We start from the raw sequence: 18,923 nt of genomic DNA, 5'->3' as shown, positions 1-18,923 counted from the left end.
CGGGTTCAGGGAGAGAGGATTTCCAGGCTCTGCCCGTTCGTCCGCGGGCCGAACAGGCCGACCGAAAGGATGATCGCCAGCATGCCGAGGCCGATCATCACGAACACCCCGGCCGGGCCGAATCCCGCCAGCAGGTCGGCGACCCAGTAGCCGATGAAGATCGAACTCACGCGGCTCCAGGCGAAGGTAAAGCCCACGGCTCGCGCGCGGATGCGGGTTGGAAACAGCTCCGCCGCATAGGGATGGAAAATCGCGATCATCCAGTTGTTTCCGAGCGCGATCAGCGCGCCGCTGATGATCACCAGCGCCACCGTATGCGCGTGGACAAATGCGATGCCGCTCACGCCGATCAGCACCGCCGTGCCGACGAGCTGCCACTTGCGCTCGATCCGTTCCGCGAAGATCGTTCCGCAGATCGCGCCGACCGGCGCGAGCAGGACGATCATCGTCGTGTAGTAGAGCGAGTGGATGATCGTGAATCCCTGTTTGACCAGCAGCATCGGAACGAAGGCGGTAAACCCGAACACCGCGATGGTCTGCGCGAACTGGAAGATCGAGATCATCAGCGTGCGCGGCAGGTAGAAGGAGGAAAACATTTCGCTCCAGTGTCCGCTCGCGGCCGTCGCGTCGGGCACATCCGCGACGGGATCGGGCAGCTTCCTGCCGGTTTCCGCCTCGATCCTCGCCTCGATCGCCGCGACGACGCGGTCCGCCTCGTCGTAGCGGCCATGCACTTCGAGCCAGCGCGGCGATTCCGGAAGCCCGCGCTGAACGAACATGACCACCACGCCGCTGAGGGCGCCGATCGCCACCACCCAGCGCCAGCCGGCGATGCCGAACGGTGCCGCGGGAACCAGCATGGCCGCGAGGAAGGCCGCCACCGGTATCGCGGTGAGCACGAAGATGAACGACGCCGCCATGTAGCGCCCGCGCGCCGCGCGGGGCGTGAGCTCGGTCAGAAAGCTGTCATTGTTGATGAGCTGCATCCCGACCGCGAGGCCGGCGACGAAGCGCGCGGCATCAATCGCCGCGGGGTTCGACAGGAAGGCGATGGTCAGCTGCGCAAGCGAATAGACGGCCATGGAATAGACGAAGATCGCCCGCCGGCCGAACCGGTCGGAGATGAAGCCGAACCCGGCCGTGCTCAGCAGCATGCCAATGAAGAAGCTGGCGAGGAAGCTCGCGAACAGGCGCGGATCGAACATGCTGCCGGGCTTCGCGACGAAAATGCCCGCGCGCACGAGGCCGAGCGAGATGAAGCCAGGCATGAAGAGTTCATAGAACTCGAACCAGCCACCGGCCGCGATACGCCCGACCAGCCCGACCAGATGCCGCGATGGCGGCAGGCGGTCGATGCGCGCCAGCACGGTATGTCGCGCTGCCGTCCTGTCCAGAACCTGTTCCATGATCGTTTCCTCCTGTTCAAGCCTTGTTGTTCTTTTGCGCGGGCGCGAGAGGCGAAATCCCTAGCGGGTTGCCGCCTCGGCAATGAGCGAGACGTCATCGAGCGCTTCGAGGCGCCAGCAGAGATCGATGAGCCGCCTGATCGCGTCGTCATCGAGGTGTGGTGCGGCAAGTCCGGTGAACTTGCGTTCAAGGTCGCGGTCGGACATCGGCCGCGCCAGGCTGCCGATCGCGTGGTCGATCCGGATCTCGGTCGTGGTGCCGTCGGTGCGGGTCAGCACCACCTGCGCCGCATCGGCCGGCATGGCGGTGTCGACCGTCGCGTTCACCCGGCCGCGCAGGGCCACGATGGCCGGATCGTTGACGGCGCGGTCGCTGAACTGCTCCTCGCCGCCATCGCCTTCGGTCAGCGCCACCGCGGCGGCATGATAGATGCTGAACTTGCCCTCGAGCCCGCTTTGCGGCGCGGTCTTGCCGGTCAGTTCCAGCACCAGCGGATGGACGCGCAGCGCGACCGAGCGGACGCTTCCCGCGTCCACGCCGTGCTCCTCGCGAAGCTGGATGCAGGCATCGATCACCGGATGCATCACGATGCCGCAGGCGAACGGCTTGTAGGTGTTGGCCAGGATCTCGAACCGTGACCCCAGCCCTTCGGTGATCTCGCGCGCGTCGTGCCGGGTGCTGAGGACGTTCATCCAGCCCCGCTTCGCCTCCAGCGCCTGCGGCGAACTCGTATAGCCCTTCGCGGCGAGCAGGGCCGCCGTCATGCCGTTCTGCGCCGCGCGGCCGGGATGGAAACTCTTGGTCATGCTGCCGAACATCTCGCGCAACCCGACCGGCTGGCTCGCCGCGATGCCGAGCGCCCAGGCCATCCGCTCGCCGTCGAGCCCGAGGATCCGCCCGATCGCGACGGCCGCGCCGAAGGCGCCGACCGAGCCGGTGATATGCCAGCCGACATCGTAGTGCTCGGGATAGACGGCATTGCCGATCCGGCACTCCGCCTCGATGCCGACGACCAGCGCATTGACGAAATCGCGCCCCGAAATCGGCTGCACGCCCGCATAGGCCAGCAACGCGCTCGCGACCGGCCCGGCGGGATGGATCACGGTGCGCAGATGGGTGTCGTCGAAATCGAAGACATGCGAGCTGATCCCGTTGATCAGGCTGGCGTTCAGCGGATCGAGGCGCTCGGCGCGGCCGGCAACGACCGAGCGGCCCGGCCCGGCGAACGGCGAAAGCGCCGCGATCGCGGCATCGACGGCCTCGTGGCGGCAGCCGCCGATCGCGCAACCGAGCCAGTTGAGGAAGGTGCGGGCGGCTTCCTTGCGCACCGGCGCTGGCAGCGTCTCCGGCGATGCGGCGGCGGCGTATTCCGCCAGGATGCGGGTGACGGGGACCACCTTGCCGGCTGGTGGGGCGTGGTCGGGCATGCAGATCCTCCTTGGTGGTTTAATCGTAGTATTGTCGACAATCGACAATATGGCAACCTCTTGGCGAAACCCCGTCGGCACGGCAATAACGGACCCATGAACGCGCCCCTCAACCACCTGCGGATCCTCCAGACCCGGTCGGTCGCCGACCTGGTGCGGGAAGAAATCATCGGCCTGATCAAGCGCGGTGACCTCGTGGCCGGCGACAAGCTGAGCGAACAGAGCTTCGCCCAGCATTTCAACGTCAGCCGCGCGCCGATCCGCGAGGCATTCCGCGCGCTCGAGGAAGCCGGCCTTGTCAGGCTGGAGAAGAACCGCGGCGTGTTCGTCCGCGAGATCCGCGAGCCCGAGGCGCACGAACTCTACGAACTGCGCGCGACGCTCGATGAAATGGCCGGCCGCCAGCTCGCCCCGCGCGTCACCGGCGAGATCCTCTCCGAACTCGACGGCTGGCTCGCCCGCCTCGCCGATGCCGCGCGGGCCGGCGACATGGCCGCCTATTTCCCGTTGAACATCGGCTTTCACGACCGCCTGGTCGAGCTGACCGGCAATGCGACCCTGATCGAATTCTATCGCAAGCTGATCGACCGGATGCACCTGCTCCGCCGGCGCAATTTCGACGAGGGACAGGGCAGCGCCGGCTCGCAGGAGGAGCACCGCGCGATCGTCGCCGCCCTCGCGACGCGCCATCCCGACCGTGTGGCGGCGGCGATGCGCGCGCATGTCGAGAACGGCTATCGCCGGCTGACCGGCCAGGCGCTGGTCCCGGGTCCGGCATCCGCCGCGCCGGCGGCGTCGGGCTGATCCGGTGGCGCTCCGGGCAATCCGCGCCGTGTTCATGCGCGGCGGCACCTCGAAGGCGCTGATCTTCCGCGCCGGCGATCTCCCCGCCGATCGGGCGGACTGGGCGCCGATCTTCCTCGCCGCGATGGGCTCGCCGGACCCGGCGATGCGCCAGCTCGACGGCATGGGCGGCGGCGTGTCCTCGCTGTCGAAATGCTGCGTCGTCGGCCCGCCGAGCCGGCCGGATGCGGATGTCGACTACACGTTCGCGCAGGTCGCGATCGACCGGCCGGAGGTCGATTACGCCAGTAATTGCGGCAACATGTCCTCGGCGATCGGCCCCTTCGCGGTGGATGAGGGGCTGGTCGCCCCGCCTGCGGGGAACGAGGCGGTGGTGCGCATCCACAACACCAATACCGGCAAGATCATCGTCGCCCGGTTCCCGATGGAAGATGGCCGCGCCGCGGTGACGGGTGACCTCGCGATCGACGGCGTCGCCGGCACCGGGGCACCGATCCGCCTCGATTTCACCGATCCCGGCGGGGCCGGCACCGGGCGCCTGCTGCCGACCGGCAACCTGACGGACCGGCTCGACGTACCCGGCCTCGGGCCGCTGCGCGTCACCCTGATCGACGCCGCCAATCCCTGCGTGCTGGTCGCCGCCGCCGATCTCGGGATGACCGCGACCGAAACGCCGGCGGCGATGGAGCGCGACACCGCGCTGATCGCCGGGATCGAGGCGCTGCGGCGCGCGGCTTCGGTGCGGATGGGCCTGGCCGCCGATCTCGAGGCGGCGGCGCGGATCATCAGCGTGCCGAAAGTGGGCATTCTCGCGCCGCCGGCGGATGCGCCCGTCCTGTCAGGGGCGGTGCAGACGGCCGCGAGCGTCGACATTCTGGCGCGCATGATGTCGTCCGGCCAGCCGCATCGCGCGGTGCCGCTGACCGGCGCGCTCTGCCTCGCCGTGGCCTGCCGGCTGCCCGGCACCGTGGCGCATGACCTGGTCCGGCCGGGCGAGGCGACCGATCCGGTGCGGGTCGGCCATCCTTCCGGCGCGATCCTCGTCGCCGCCGGCGTGTCCTCAGGGCCGGACGGACCCCGCGTCTCGCACGCCACCGTGTTCCGGACCGCGCGGCGGCTGTTCCAGGGCGAGGTGCTCCATGTCGGCCCCCGCGTATAGGGGTTACGCTACCGGCTTGTCGGGGAAGGCGAGTTCGTGGCGCGAGCGCCAGTCCGGTGTCACGTAGTTCACGATCAGCGAGCGCCGCACCCCGCTGATCGGCCGCTGGCGGAACCCGTGCCAGGTGTTTTCGCCGGGGATGAAGATCAGCCCCGCGTTGCGACGGGCCGGGGCCGAGCCGACATATTCGTCGGGCGAGGCGAAGATGTCGGTGCCCCAGTCCTCGCCGGCCGGCGGATCGGCCAGATAGACCAGCATGGTGAAGAACTTGGCGCCGATATCGGTATGCGGTTCGAGCCAGAATCCATCGCGGTCCTGGCAGTATTCGATCCTCAGCAGGCTGCCGCCGAGATCGACGCCGCACATCGCCTCGATCGCCGCGATCGTGTCCGGCGCCTGCCACGCGGCCGCGAGCGTCCCGCAGACCGGATGCCGCGCCTGTTCCTCCGGCGCGAAGAAGCGGCGAGTGGAATTGTGCGTCTCGCGCCGTCCCGCCGTCTCGCCGATCTCGGGCGGCGGAAAGGGCAGGGCGAGGATGGCGCTCACGGCCTCGCCGGGCAGCACCTCGGCGAGCAGCCAGTGCCGGTAGGGTTCGGTGCGGGCATCGGCCCCCGCCAGCGCGCGGCGGATCGAGGCGGCGGCGTCAGACATGGCTCAGCACCCGCTTTGCCTGGGCCGAGAGCCGGTGACGCATCAGTTCACGCTGTGCGGTCAGGCTCGATGTCATCCAGTTGATCATCACGTAGCGGCGCACGCCGACGAAGGGTTCGTGGCCGTGGAACGACCGGTCCGAGCGGCGGAACATCACCAGCGTGCCGAGCAGCGGCGGCACCTCGGCCAGCATGTCGTCAAGATTGTCCGGCCCGCGCAGCAGCCGCAGCCGGCCGCCTTCGGCTTCCCATGCCTCGTTGAAATAGAGCAGGGCGGTGATCAGCTTGGCCTCGCTGTCGGTATGGATGCGGCCGTCGCGCTCGCGGGCGCGGCCGCGCAGGGTGATCATGGTCGGCCGCCCGGTGAGATCGACGCCGAACTTCTCCGAAACGGCGGCGGTGATCTCCCTGCCCGTGAGCTCGTCGATCAGCGCCCGGAACAACGGCCCCGGATCGGTCGCCTCGAGCGGCAGAAGTCCCGGAACCTCGATTCGGGGAAAGTCCTGCAGCACGGCCCGCGCCTGCTCCCGGGCAATGAAATGCGGTGTCACCAGATACTGGAAGGGGGCTTCGGTGAGCGGTGTCGCCCGGAAGGCATCGAGATCGAGAATCGCCATGAAATCGTCATCCGCCAGATTTGACGTCCGGTTAGCCGGGCCCTCGGGCGGGTTCATTGACATGAATCAACACATGCCGGCGGCGGCCATCGCGCCAGGTGCCATCGTGAGTTGTGTCATTCATGCAGTCTGAAACCGAAAGGTGACAAACGACCGCAAACATTGTGTCAAATTTTCAATCCTTGGTTGATGAAAACCGTCGTGAAGTAACCGTTGATACATAAAGTTCCGACAAATAATGCGATAGTGAAATTTTTTTGCTAATTGTCGCTAAAATTGAAACTAATTTCCGCCGGTCATGGTAAGCACACCTGCAGGGCGTGGCAGTTCAAATGTCATCGCCCGCCATCCGAACGCCCGGAAACAGGTGCGGGTCAGGATGAATTTGAACACGCGCGAGGAGTTTCTTTTAATGTCCATGTCCATTCGCAAGACGTTATCTTCGGCTCTGTTCTGCACGGTCTGCCTGGGTTCCGTGCTGGCGCTGGCCGGCTGCGGGTCCAGCGCGACCTCGCCTGCGGCGGGCGCCGTCACTGGGGCTGCCGGCAGCTCCACCGCGAGCGCGGGCGGCGGCTCGACCGGCGGCTCCGGCCTCGGCTCGGGCGGCGGTTCGACCGCGAGTTCCGGCGGCTCGGCGACCGGCGCCATCGCCACCACCAGTTCGGTATCGGGCGACGCGACGGGCGGTCTCGTCACCACGCTCGGCAATACGGTGTCGACGGTCGGCACCCAGTTGTCCTCGACCGGCTCGACCACGGGTGGCCCGCTCGGCGCGATCGTGGACGGTCTCGGCGGCACGGTGACCCAGACGGGCGACCTGCTGAGCGGCACCGGCTCGACCCTGACCACCAGCGGCCTCACCGGCCTGCCCGTCGTCGGGCCGACGGTCACCGGCGTCGCCGACGCGGTCGATCCCGTCACCAACGCCCTCGCCGATGTCACGGTCCTGAACACATCGACCGGTTCATCGACCGTGACACCGCTGCTCAGCGCCAATGTGCTGAGCACGTCGCCGCAGCCCAATGCCCCGGTTCAGGTCGGCGTGCTGTCGAACGGGCAGGTGGTTCAGCTCAAGGTGGGCTCGCTCAACACGGCGACGCTGCCGGTGGCCTCGACGCTGCTGGCGACGGCGAACCAGAGCCTGGGCGGCGCCGTCGGCGGCGGGGTGGACACGCTGGCCAATGGCGCCGGCAACGTGCCTGTGCTGGGCGGGGCGGTGAACGGCGCGCTGGTGACGGCGAGCAACGCGATCGGCGGCACGAGCACGCCGGGCGGCACGTCGCTTGGCCAGACGCTGACGAACCTGACGGGTTCGGTATCGGGCGCGCTCGGCACCGGTGCGGCGACGCTGACCGGCGCCACCGGCACGGCGGTCGGCTCGCTGCCCTCGACCTCGCCGCTGGGCGGCTTGACCGGCTCCGGCCTTGGCACGGTGACCGGCGTGGTCGGCCAGGTGATCAACACGGCGACCAGCGCCCTGCCGGTCGGCGGCTCGACCACCGGCGCCACCGGCGCGCTCGCGCCGATCACCGGCACGCTCGCCACGGCCACCAGCACCCTGCCCACGGGCGGTTCGACGACCGGCACGACCACCCTGTTGGCACCGGTGACCGGCGCGGTAACGGCGGTGACGGGCACGCTCTCCAGCGCCACGGGAACCACGGGCAGCACGAGCCCGCTTGCGCCCGTGACCGGCCTTCTGCCCGGTTTGACAAGCAAGCTGTAAGACCGCGTGAAGGGCGGCGCCGTCAGTGTCGCCGCCCCGTCTGGCTTCGTCATGCCGGCGCCATTCCTGAAGCCCGGCTTCTAGATCTCTCCGCGCCGGCGCATCCCTCTGCCGAGCGCGGCTGGTGGCGGCGATTCGCAGGTGATCCTCCGCGTCGTCGGCAGCGTGCTGGCCCGCAAATGTGCCGCGACCGGCACTGGCCCCGCAGCGCTCGGGGCAGTCCTCATAAATTGATCAAAATCCCAAAAACAGGATTAATTCGCCTAAACTATCCAAAAAATAACTTGCATCAGGGCAAAACTATCGTTTACGTCAACGTGCTCTCCAAAACATAAACAGGAGCGTCCAGCCCATGCAAGCCACAGCAAGATCGCTTTCGATCACCGCCATCGCCGTCGTCTTCACCGCCCTGATGACATTGGGCGGGTGGCATTATTTCATTGCCGCGGCGATCATCACCGCCGTCTTCGTCGGTCTCGACCTCGTCGGCGGCATGGAACTTTCGGACCCCGTCTATCGCAACCCGACGCAGATGAACCTCCAGCTCTATCTCGTCCTGCCGCTGATGGTGGTCTACCTCGTCTTCTACGCCTGGTTCCTTGGCGGCTATCTCGGCATCCGCGGCGACACGCTGGGGCTCGGCCACGCCTATGCGGCGCTGACCGGCGTCGATCTGCTCGCCGCCCGCGCGCATGTCACCCTGATCGAGCTCGTCGTCGGCGCCTATGCGCTCGGCACGATCTGGGCGGGATTCGGCACCGTGGTCGGCCACGAACTCACGCACCGCACATGGAGCCGGCCGGCCATGCTGGTCGGCCGCTGGCTGCTGGCGCTCACCTCGGATGCGAGCTTCTCGATCGAGCATGTCTACGGACACCACGCCAATCTCGGCACGCCGAAGGACCCGGCCACCGCCTATCGCGGCGAATCCGTCTATCACTTCATCGTCCGCTCCACCCTCGGGCAAATCGCCGGCGCCTGGCACATCGAGGCGGCGCGGCTGAAGCGCCTCGGCCGCCCGGTCTGGAGCCCGCGCAACCGCATGTTCACCGGCTGGCTGATGACCCTCGCCTATGCCGGCCTCTTCCTCCTCTTCGCCGGCTGGGTCGGCGTCGCCGTCTTCTTCGCGACATCACTGTTCGGCAAAAGCTATCTCGAGGCGGTCAACTACATCGAGCATTACGGCATCGTCCGCGTGCCGGGCGCGCCGATCGAACCGCGGCATTCGTGGAACTGCAACCATCGCGTCTCGTCCTGGCTGCTGTTCAACCTCACCCGCCACTCGCATCACCACGCCATGGGCGACAAGCCCTATTGGGAACTCCGCTCCTATCCGGACGCGCCGATGATGCCGTTCGGCTACCTGACGATGATCTATCTCGCGCTGGTGCCCTCGGTGTTCCGGCGCATCGTCCACCCGCTGGTGCTCGACTGGGACCGCCGCTACGCGATCCCCGCCGAATTCCCGCTGATCGAGGCGGCGAATGCCCGCAGCGGCGTGCCCGAGTTTGCCGCCTCGCGCGCGCATCTCGCCACCCTGGCCGCGGCGGAGTAACCGATGGGGCTGCTCGACCGTCTCTTCGGCGGCAGGCAGGGCGCGGCGAGCGTCCGCGTCCTGCCCGCGGATCTCAGCTTCGACGTGCCGCCGAAGCAGACCATCCTGCAGGCCGCGCTCGACCAGGGCATCGCCTATCCGCACAGCTGCCGTGTGGGCTCCTGCGGCACCTGCAAGACCAGGCTGGTCGAGGGCGAGGTGCGCGAACTCACCGACAAATCCTACCTCCTGACCGACGAGGAGATGCGCGCCGGCGTCATCCTCGCCTGCCAGTCGGTGCCGAAGGGCCCGGTCGTTCTCGAGAACGACCGGCTTTCCCTCGGCGGCCCCCGGCATGACGTGATCGCCGCCCGCGCCAGCATCGCAGCACTCGACCGCATGACGCCGGACATCATGCGCCTGTCCGTGACGCTCGATGCCCCGCTCGCCTACACCGCCGGCCAGTATGCCGAGCTGGCACGGCCCGGCGACGAGGCGCGGCAGTTCTCCTTCATCGACCCGCCCTCCGGCCCGGCGGCGACCACCGCCCGCTTCTTCATCCGCCACGTCCCCGGCGGCGCCGTCACCTCCTGGCTGTTCGAGGCGGCACGCCCCGGCGACACGCTCGACCTGCGCGGCCCGTTCGGCGATTTCTGGCTCCGCCCCGGCACCGCCCCCATCGTCGCCATCGCCGGCGGATCGGGGCTCGGTCCGGTCAAGGCGGTGCTCGAACAGGCGCGGGCCGACCGCGTGCCGCGCGACGCGATCCTGATTTTCGGCGTCCGCACCAGGGCCGATCTCTACGCGCTCGACGAGATTTCGCTTCTCACCCGCAGCTGGATTTCCCGTTTCACCTTCGTGCCGGTCCTCTCGGCCGAGCCGGCGGGCTCTGACTGGTCTGGCGCGCGGGGTTTCGTGCACGAGCATCTCGCCGCGCTCGGCGTGGCACTCGCCGGCCATCAGGCCTATCTCTGCGGTCCGCCCGTGATGATCGACGCCGCACTGCCGGTGCTGCGCGCGGCGGGCATCGCGGCGGCCGACATTCACTACGACGCCTTCACCGACCGCTCGACCGGCGCGATCGCCGCCGCCTGAGCGACGGCGGCCCGGAAAGGGAGATTGACGACATGGACTTGATCACTGCCCTCTGGTGGCTCGCCGGCATCGCCGGCGCCGGCGCCCTCATTGCCGCGCGCCGCCCCGCGCGGCTGTTTCTTGCCGGCCTCCTGGCCTGGCTGGTCATCGCCTGGCTGACCGGCGCCGCCGGCTGGATCGCGAGCGTCATCCTGCTGGTCGTCATCGGCGCGCCGGCGGCCCTGCTGTCGGCGACCGGCACCCGCGAGCGCCTGCTCAGCCGCCGCCTGCTGCCCGTCTTCCGCCGCATCATGCCGAAGATGAGCGAGACCGAGCGCAGCGCCATCGAGGCCGGCTCCGTCTGGTGGGACGCCGAACTCTTCGCCGGCCGCCCCGACTGGTCGAAGCTGCTCGCCACCCCGAAGCCGGTGCTCAGCCCCGAGGAGCAATCCTTCCTCGATAACGAGACCGAGCGCCTCTGCGACCTCGCCAATGACTGGGACAGCACCCAGATCTGGCAGGACATGCCGCCCGCCGCCTGGGACTATGCCAAGGAAGCCGGCTTCCTCGGCATGATCATCCCCCGATCGTATGGCGGCAAGGGCTTCTCGGCACTCGCGCATTCCGCGGTGGTCACCAAGCTCGCCACCCGCTGCTCGGCCGCGGCGGTCTCGGTCATGGTGCCGAACTCCCTCGGCCCGGCCGAACTCCTGCTCCATTACGGCACCGAGGAGCAGAAGAACCACTATCTCCCGCGCCTCGCCCGCGGCGAGGACGTGCCCTGCTTCGCCCTCACCAACCCCTATGCCGGCTCCGACGCCGCCTCGATCACCGACACGGGCATCGTCGTCCGCCGCATGTGGGAAGGCCGCGAGACCCTCGGCTTCCTGGTCTCCTGCGACAAGCGCTACATCACCCTCGCCCCGGTCGCGACCGTGGTCGGCCTCGCCTTCCGCGTCCGCGATCCCGAAGGCCTGCTCGGCGACAATCCCGAGCCCGGCATCACCTGCGCGCTGATCCCGCGCGAGCATCCCGGCCTCGAGATCGGCCGTCGCCACTGGCCGCTCAACGCCGTCTTCCAGAACGGCCCGATCCGCGCGCAGGACATGTTCGTCCCGGTCGACATGGTCATCGGCGGCCAGGCCCAGGTCGGCAGGGGCTGGCGCATGCTGATGGAATGCCTCGCCGCCGGCCGCGCCATCTCGCTGCCCTCCTCGGCCACCGGCGCGGCCAAGATCGCCACCAACGGCACCAGCGCCTATGCCGCCATCCGCCGCCAGTTCAACATGCCGGTCGGCCGGTTCGAGGCGATCGAGGAGCCGATGGGCCGCATGGGCGGCCACCTCTACGCCATGGACGCCACCCGCAAGCTCTCCGCCGTCGCCATCGATATCGGCGAGAAGCCCTCGGTCATCTCCGCCATCGCCAAATACCACATGACCGAACGCGGCCGCATGGTGGTGGCCGATGCGATGGACATCGCCGGCGGCAAGGCCATCTGCATGGGCCCCGGCAACTTCCTCGCCCGCGCCTGGCAGCAGATCCCGATCGCGATCACGGTCGAGGGCGCGAACATCATGACCCGCAGCCTGATCATCTTCGGCCAGGGCGCGATCCGCTGCCATCCCTACATCCTCAGGCTGATGCACGCCGGCGCCGAGAGCGACGGCCGCAAGGCGCTGCGCGACTTCGACCGCGCCTTCTTCGGCTACATGGGCTTCGTCGCCAGCAACGCGCTGCGCGCCGGCCTCGCCGGTCTTGGCGTCCGCCGCCGCGCGCCGAAAGGTGCGGCGCCCGAACTCGCCCGCTACTACCGCGCGGCCGACCGTCTCTCCGTCGTCCTCGCCCTGTCGTCGGACATCGCGATGGCGACCCTCGGCGGCGCGCTCAAGCGCAAGGAAAGCGTCACCGCCCGCCTCGGCGACGTGCTGAGCCAGCTCTACATCCTCTCCGCCGTGCTCAAGCGCTACCAGGATGACGGCCGCCCCGGCGCCGACCTGCCGCTGGTCCACTGGGCCGCGCAGGACGCCCTGCACCGCGCCCACACCGCCCTGCGCGAGCTCTACGCGAACTACCCGATCCGCCCTGTCGGAATTGCGCTCCGCCTGCTGTGCTTCCCCTTCGGCGTGCCGGCCGCGGCACCCTCCGACCGCCTGCATGCCGAGATCTCCGCGCTCCTGCGCGAGATGGGGCCGACCCGCGCGCGTCTTTTCGAAGGTGCGTGGCAGCCGCGCCCGGACATCGAGCCGCTGCTCGGCGCCCTCGAACCCGCCGCGATGGCCTATCCGCGCATCGAGGCGATCGAGCGCCGCCTGAAGGACTCGATCCGCGCCGGCACCATCGGCCGCCTGCCGCAGGCCCTGCCGCTGCTCGTCGACTGGGCCGGCGAGGCGCGGCAGAAGGGCCTGATCGACGCGGAGGAGGCCGCGCTGATCCGCACCTTCGCCGACAATGCGGCGAAGGTCATCGCGGTCGATGATTTCCCGCAGGATTTCGGCATGGCGGAAGCCCTGCAGACCCGCGCCGCCTACTGGGCCGAGCGCGATGGCGGCGAGGCGCCCGGCATCGCCCGGATCGGGAGGGGCGGCGCGAAGGTGCGGTCGTCGCGCGCACCGACGGCGGCCGAATGATGGCTGACCGCTACCTCGCCTTCGCCAACCGGCCGGTCGGCCGCTTCCTCACCGGCCGGCTGGGGCTGCCGCAGCCCCGTCCGCTGTTGCGCCACGCCGAGGGGCAGCCCGCGGTGATCGGCCCGGTCCTCGCCGGCGCCGCCCCCGGCGGCCGTCTCGCCGAGGCCGTGGTCGCGACCCTCGCGGGCACGCCGGCCGCGATGCTGTTCGAGGGCGATGCCGCCGACTGGCCGGGTCTCGCCGCCCGCCACGGCGTCATGGCGGCGCGCTTCCTGCCGGGGCAGAGCGGGCGCGCCGGTTCGGCGGTGTTCGATGCGACCGGCATCGCCGATCCGGCCGGGCTCGACGCGCTCTACACCTTCTTCCACCACTGCGTCCGCGAGATCGCGCCGGACGGCCGCATCGTCGTCCTCGGCGCGCCGCCGGAAACCTGCGCCGACGCCGATGCAAGGGTCGCCCAGCGCGCCCTCGAAGGCTTCACCCGCTCGCTCGGCAAGGAGGCGCGGCGCAACATCGCGGTGCAGCTCGTCCGCGTCGCCGCCGATGCCGATGCCGCCGCGCTCGACAGCACGCTCCGCTTCTTCCTCTCCCGCCGCAGCGCCTATGTCTCGGGACAGGTCGTCCACGTCGCGGCGCCGGTCGTGGACCTGCCCGAAGCCGCGCCGCGCGCCCATCGGGGCCGCCGCGTTCTCGTCACCGGCGCCGCCCGCGGCATCGGTGCCGCCATCGCCGAAGCCTTCGCCCGCGAAGGGGCGAAGGTCGTCGCCCTCGACGTGCCCCAGGCCGGGGCCGACTTGCTTTCCCTCGCCCAGCGCCTCGGCGGCAGCCGCCTCGCCCTCGACATCACCGATCCCGCTTCGGATGCCGCGATCCTCGAGGACGCCGCGACCCATGGCGGCTACGACGTCGTCGTCCATAATGCCGGCATCACCCGCGACCGCACCATCGCCCGCATGAGCCGCGCCGAATGGGACCAGGTCATGCAGGTCAACCTGCTGGCCCCGCTGCGCATCACCGAAGCCCTGCTCGGCGCCGGCGCGCTCGGGCCCAACGGCCGCATCGTCGGCGTCTCCTCGATCGCCGGGATCGCCGGCAATCTCGGCCAGACCAACTATGCCGCGACCAAGGCCGGCGTGATCGGCATGGTCGATGCGCTCGCCCCGCGCCTTGCCGCGCGCGGGGCCACGATCAACGCCGTCGCCCCCGGCTTCATCGAGACCCGGATGACCGCCGCCATCCCCTTCGCCATCCGCGAGGCCGGACGGCGGATGAACGCGATGGGGGCAGGGCGGCCTGCCGGAAGATGTCGCCGAGACCATCCTCTGGCTCGCCGAGCCGCGCAGCGCCGGGGTCAACGGCAACATCGTCCGCGTCTGCGGCCAGAGCCTGCTGGGCGCCTGAGATGGAGGCCGTCCCGATCCCGGCCGGCAACATCGCGCCCGCGCCGGACCCCGATCCCTGGCGCGCCGCGCCGCAGGAAACGCTGAAGGCCGTGCCCGCCGCCGGCGCCATCCGCCGCCGGGCCCTTGCCACGCTGCTCCGCCGCGGCGCCGCCGGCGCGCCCGATCCCGTGGTGCTCCGCCGCCGCGCCGTGATCGACGCCCGCCGCGCCCATGCCTACGCGGCGCTCTGCGGCTTCGGCGAGCGCTGCGGCATCCCGCCGACCTTTCCGCACCTCCTCGGCTTCCCGCTGCACATGGCGCTGCTGCTGCGCCCCGGTTTTCCCTTCCCGGTCATCGGCCTCGTGCATCTGGAAAACACCATCCGCCAGCACGTCCGCCTCGAGTCCGCAGACGCGCTGGAGATCGAGGCCCGCTTCGCCGGCTGGCTCGCCCACGACAAGGGGCAGGCCCTCGCGATCGACACCCGCGCGCTCCGTGCCGGCAGCCTCGTCTGGGAGAGCCGCAGCGTCTATCTCCGCCTCGGCGCGCGCGACATCCGGGGCCGCCCGCACCAGCCGGTGGCGACGCCGGATGCCCCGCTCTCCACGATGCTGCGGCTCGACCTACCGGCCTCCCTCGGCCGGCGCTACGCCACGGTCTCGGGCGATGCCAACCCGATCCACACCTCGGCGGCGGTGGCGCGGCTGTTCGGCTTTCCCCGGCCGATCGCCCACGGCATGTGGAGCAAGGCCCGCGCCATCGCCGCCCTGCTGCCAAATGCCCCGGTCGAGACCCTCACCGCCGCGATCGCCTTCAAAACTCCCGCCTTCCTGCCCGGCGGCGCCTGCCTGATGGCCGGCCCGCCCGGCGGCACCCGCCTGATCGAACTGCGCGACCGGCGCGAGACGAAGCCGCATCTGCGCGGCACGCTCGCCTTCCGCGCCGCCGCCTGATGGAGACATCAATGCTCACCGCCCCCTCGCTCCGCCGCGTCGCGATCATCGGCGGCACGCGCATTCCCTTCGCCCGCGCCAACACCGCCTATGCCGAGGCCTCCAACCAGGACATGCTGACCGCCGCCCTGCAGGGCCTGGTCGACCGCTACCGCCTCGGCGGCGAACGGCTCGGCGAGGTCGTCGCCGGCGCCGTGCTCAAGCACAGCCGCGACTTCAACCTCACCCGCGAGGCGGTGCTCTCCACCACGCTCGGCCACGACACCCCGGCCTATGACATCCAGCAGGCCTGCGGCACCGGGCTCGAAGCGGCCCTGCTGGTCGCCAGCAAGATCGCCCTCGGCCAGATCGACGCCGGCATCGCCGGCGGGGTCGACACCACGTCCGACGCGCCGATCGCGCTCAACGAAAAGCTGCGCAAGCTGCTGCTCAAGGCCAATCGCGGCCGCACCACCGCCGAGAAGGTGAAAACCCTCGCCGGCATCCGCCCGTCCATGCTGCTCCGCCCGGCGCTGCCGCGCAACGCGGAGCCGCGCACCGGCCTGTCGATGGGCGAGCATTGCGAGCAGATGGCGAAACGCTGGCGCATCCCCCGCGCCGCCCAGGACGAGCTCACCGTCGCCAGTCATCGCAACCTCGCCGCCGCCTACGGACGCGGCTTCTTCAACGACCTCATCGTGCCGTTTCGCGGCCTGACGAAGGACGGCAATCTCCGCCCCGACATCGACCCGGCGAAGCTCGCGGCGATGCCGCCGGTGTTCGACCGCAAGGGCGGCACCATGACCGCCGCCAACTCCACCCCGCTGACCGATGGCGCGGCCGTCGTCCTGCTCGCCTCCGAGGAATGGGCGCAGGCGCGCAACCTTCCGGTTCTCGCCTATCTGCGCACCGGCGAGGCGGCGGCGGTCGATTTCGTCGATGGCGAGGAAGGCCTGCTGATGGCGCCGGCCTATGCCGTGCCGCGGATGCTCGGCAAGCTCGGCATCACCTTGCAGGATTTCGATTTCTACGAAATCCACGAGGCCTTCGCCGCCCAGGTGCTCTCGACCCTGGCCGCCTGGGAAAGCCCCGACTACGCGCGCGACCGCCTCGGGCTCGACGCCCCGCCCGGCGCCATCGACCGCGCGCGGCTCAACGTCAACGGCAGCTCGCTCGCCACCGGCCACCCCTTCGCCGCGACCGGCGGGCGGATTCTGGCGACGCTGGCGAAGATGCTGGCCGAAAAGGGGGCCGGACGCGGCCTGATCTCGATCTGTGCCGCGGGCGGGCAGGGTGTCGTCGCGGTGGTAGAGCGCTGAGGGAAAGTGATATGACCGATACAATGCAGGACAGTGTCGAAACCGACGGAATCTGGTTCGCCTCCTACCGCGAAGGGGTGCCGCACGACATTGGCGACGAGCTCGCGCGCACGCCGTCGCTCAACCACATGCTCGAAACCTGGGCGCGCACCTATGCCACGCGCGAGGCCTTCGTCAGCATCGGCACGCCGATGACCTACGCCGAAACCCACGCCCGCGCCCGCGCCTTCGCCGGCTTCCTGCAGGCGCGCGGAATCGCGAAGGGCGACCGCGTCGCGATCATGATGCCGAATTCCCTGCAATACCCGATCGCGGTGTTCGGCACGCTGCTCGCCGGTGGCACGGTGGTCAACGTCAACCCGCTCTACACGGCGCGGGAACTGAACCACCAGCTGCGCGACAGCGGCGCGAAACTCCTCGTCGTGTTCGAGAACTTCGCCCGCACCGCCGAACAGGGCCTCGCCGGCACGGCGGTCGAGACGGTGGTGCTCACCGGCATCGGCGACCTGCTCGGCGGCCTCAAGGGCCCGGCGCTGAACTTCGTCCTCCGCCACGTCCAGAAGGCGGTGCCGAAGCATGGGCTGCGCGCGCGGCGCTTCCGTGCCGCCCTGGCGGAGGGCCGCCGCGCCGGCCTGCGCCCGGTCGAGCTCGGCCACGAGGACATCGCCTTCCTGCAATACACGGGCGGGACCACCGGCGTCGCCAAGGGGGCGATGCTCACCCATCGCAACATCATCGCCAACGTGCTGCAGGCCTTCGCCTGGAATGGCGACCAGTTCCACGGCGAGGGCGTGAACAATCTCACGCTGCTGCCGCTCTATCACATCTTCTCACTCACCGTTAACCTGTTCATGTTCATGGCGCTGGGCGGGCGCAACGTGCTGATCGCCAATCCGCGCGACACCAAGCGGGTGATGGGCATCATCCGCAACGAGAAGTTCGAGGGCATGGCCGGCATCAACACGTTGTTCAACAGCTTTCTCGACAACGAGGATTTCCGCCGGCTCGACTTCTCGAAGCTGCGCCTCGTCATCGCCGGCGGTGCGGCGACGCAGGCCGAGGTCGCGAAGCGCTGGCAGGAGGTCACCGGCCGGCCGATCAGCGAGGGCTACGGGCTGACGGAGTGTTCGCCGATCGTCTGCACCAACCCGATCGATCTCGACCATCCCGAACGCATGAGCTTCAACGGCACCGTCGGCCTGCCGCTGCCCTCGACCGAGGTCCGGCTGCGCCGCACCGACGGCGCCTGGGCCGGCATCGGCGAGGCGGGCGAGGTCTGCGTGCGCGGCCCGCAGGTGATGCGCGGCTACTGGCAGCGCCCGGACGAGACCGCCCGGGTGCTCGATGCCGAGGGCTGGCTCGCCACCGGCGATATCGGCATCATGGACGAGCGCGGCTTCCTCCGCCTGGTCGACCGCGCGAAGGACATGATCCTGGTCTCCGGTTTCAACGTCTATCCCTCCGAGATCGAGGAAGTCGTGATGATGCATCCCGACGTAATCGAGGTCGCCGCCTTCGGCGTGCCGGACGCGGCCTCCGGCGAGCGCGTCAAGATCGTGGTCGTCCCGCGGTCCGACACCCTGACCGAGGCCGAGCTGCTCGCGCATTGCCGGCGCAACCTCACCGGCTACAAGATGCCCAAGATCGTCGAGTTCCGCCACGAGGAGCTGCCCAAGACGCCGGTCGGCAAGATCCTCCGCCGCGAATTGCGGGCCCAGCACGATGCCTGACGGCGCGCGTCCGCCGGGCGACGCGGCCGGGCAGGGGCCCGATCGCGGCACCCTGCTGCACCGCGTCGGCGTCACCCCCGGGCGGATGCGCTGGGGCATGAACCTCTACCCGCCCTACCTGTTCTCCGGCATCCGCATCGATTCCATCTCGGCGGACTGGCGCCACTGCCGTGCCCGCATCGTGCTGCGCTGGTACAACCGCAACGCCGTCGGCACGATCTTCGGCGGCACCCTCTTCGCCGTGACCGACGGCCCCTGGGCGCTGATGCTGATGCGCCTCCTCGGCCCCGACTACTATGTGTGGGACCGCGCCGCCGACATCGAATATGTCAGCCCCGGCCGCGGCACCGTCTTCACCGAGTTCGCGATCCCGCCGGAACGCGAGGCCGAAATACGAACCGCCGCCGCCGGTGGCGAAAAGGTCGAGCCCTGGTTCGGCAACGAGATCCGCGACGCCGCCGGCACCCTCGTCGCCCGCGCCCGCCGCCAGCTCTACGTGCGGCTGAAGCCCCGGGCGCGCCCGCTCTCCTGA

Annotated in this window: 15 protein-coding genes; 11 read left to right on the top strand and 4 right to left on the bottom strand. The window is 69.7% G+C overall.

Annotated elements, in window-relative coordinates:
- Positions 1-5: 5 nt before the first annotated feature.
- Together ACRY_RS08760 and ACRY_RS08755 are read right to left on the bottom strand one after the other, a co-directional pair.
- Positions 6-1,406 (bottom strand): MFS transporter, encoded by a 1,401-nt coding sequence (locus ACRY_RS08760; RefSeq protein ID WP_011942115.1) that lies wholly within the window; start codon positions 1,404-1,406, stop codon positions 6-8.
- A gap of 60 nt (positions 1,407-1,466) precedes the next feature.
- A complete protein-coding gene (locus ACRY_RS08755) occupies positions 1,467-2,834 on the bottom strand; it encodes an MmgE/PrpD family protein (protein WP_011942114.1) in 1,368 nt (455 codons plus the stop codon).
- A gap of 96 nt (positions 2,835-2,930) precedes the next feature.
- Between ACRY_RS08755 and ACRY_RS08750 the strand changes: the two genes are divergently transcribed.
- Positions 2,931-3,638 (top strand): GntR family transcriptional regulator, encoded by a 708-nt coding sequence (locus ACRY_RS08750; protein ID WP_007421744.1) that lies wholly within the window; start codon positions 2,931-2,933, stop codon positions 3,636-3,638.
- Between the two features lie 4 nt (positions 3,639-3,642).
- Positions 3,643-4,797 (top strand): 2-methylaconitate cis-trans isomerase PrpF family protein, encoded by a 1,155-nt coding sequence (locus ACRY_RS08745; protein ID WP_007421746.1) that lies wholly within the window; start codon positions 3,643-3,645, stop codon positions 4,795-4,797.
- A gap of 3 nt (positions 4,798-4,800) precedes the next feature.
- Here ACRY_RS08745 and ACRY_RS08740 read toward each other — a convergent pair whose 3' ends face one another.
- Together ACRY_RS08740 and ACRY_RS08735 are read right to left on the bottom strand one after the other, a co-directional pair.
- Entirely contained in the window at positions 4,801-5,448 is a 648-nt protein-coding gene (locus tag ACRY_RS08740; protein WP_011942113.1) for a 2OG-Fe(II) oxygenase, read from the bottom strand.
- Positions 5,441-6,064, bottom strand: a complete 624-nt coding sequence (locus tag ACRY_RS08735; protein WP_013639910.1) for a 2OG-Fe(II) oxygenase family protein — start codon at positions 6,062-6,064, stop codon at positions 5,441-5,443. Before ACRY_RS08735 ends, ACRY_RS08740 begins: the two co-directional genes overlap by 8 nt.
- Positions 6,065-6,482: 418 nt before the next feature.
- Between ACRY_RS08735 and ACRY_RS19915 the strand changes: the two genes are divergently transcribed.
- The 9 genes from ACRY_RS19915 to ACRY_RS08690 all read left to right on the top strand — a co-directional run bounded on the left by ACRY_RS19915 (position 6,483) and on the right by ACRY_RS08690 (position 18,923).
- Entirely contained in the window at positions 6,483-7,790 is a 1,308-nt protein-coding gene (locus ACRY_RS19915; protein WP_231295385.1) for a beta strand repeat-containing protein, read from the top strand.
- A 352-nt stretch (positions 7,791-8,142) separates the two neighbouring features.
- Positions 8,143-9,345: an alkane 1-monooxygenase gene (locus ACRY_RS08725; RefSeq protein WP_011942111.1), complete on the top strand. Its 1,203-nt coding sequence runs from the start codon at positions 8,143-8,145 to the stop codon at positions 9,343-9,345.
- Positions 9,346-9,348: 3 nt separating this feature from the next.
- The gene (locus ACRY_RS08720; protein ID WP_011942110.1) at positions 9,349-10,419 is read left to right on the top strand and encodes a 2Fe-2S iron-sulfur cluster-binding protein; all 1,071 of its coding nucleotides are present in this window, start codon (positions 9,349-9,351) and stop codon (positions 10,417-10,419) included.
- A gap of 32 nt (positions 10,420-10,451) precedes the next feature.
- Positions 10,452-13,028, top strand: a complete 2,577-nt coding sequence (locus ACRY_RS08715; protein WP_011942109.1) for an acyl-CoA dehydrogenase — start codon at positions 10,452-10,454, stop codon at positions 13,026-13,028.
- Complete coding sequence (locus ACRY_RS08710) at positions 13,028-14,515, top strand: 3-oxoacyl-ACP reductase (protein WP_231295384.1); 1,488 nt, start codon at positions 13,028-13,030, stop codon at positions 14,513-14,515. The genes ACRY_RS08715 and ACRY_RS08710 overlap by 1 nt, the downstream gene beginning before the upstream one ends.
- Positions 14,431-15,363 (top strand): MaoC family dehydratase, encoded by a 933-nt coding sequence (locus tag ACRY_RS08705; protein WP_155856357.1) that lies wholly within the window; start codon positions 14,431-14,433, stop codon positions 15,361-15,363. Before ACRY_RS08710 ends, ACRY_RS08705 begins: the two co-directional genes overlap by 85 nt.
- Before the next feature lie 11 nt (positions 15,364-15,374).
- Positions 15,375-16,661: an acetyl-CoA C-acetyltransferase gene (locus ACRY_RS08700; RefSeq protein WP_011942106.1), complete on the top strand. Its 1,287-nt coding sequence runs from the start codon at positions 15,375-15,377 to the stop codon at positions 16,659-16,661.
- Positions 16,662-16,672: 11 nt separating this feature from the next.
- Positions 16,673-18,391 (top strand): AMP-binding protein, encoded by a 1,719-nt coding sequence (locus ACRY_RS08695; RefSeq protein ID WP_011942105.1) that lies wholly within the window; start codon positions 16,673-16,675, stop codon positions 18,389-18,391.
- On the top strand, positions 18,384-18,923 hold the full coding sequence (locus ACRY_RS08690; protein WP_007424737.1) for a DUF4442 domain-containing protein: 540 nt from the start codon (positions 18,384-18,386) through the stop codon (positions 18,921-18,923). Before ACRY_RS08695 ends, ACRY_RS08690 begins: the two co-directional genes overlap by 8 nt.

The sequence above is a fragment of the Acidiphilium cryptum JF-5 genome, from assembly GCF_000016725.1.
Taxonomy (GTDB): Bacteria; Pseudomonadota; Alphaproteobacteria; order Acetobacterales; family Acetobacteraceae; genus Acidiphilium; species Acidiphilium multivorum.
The sequence above is the reverse complement of the archived record's forward strand: the minus strand, read 5'-3'. Positions and strand labels throughout refer to the sequence as shown.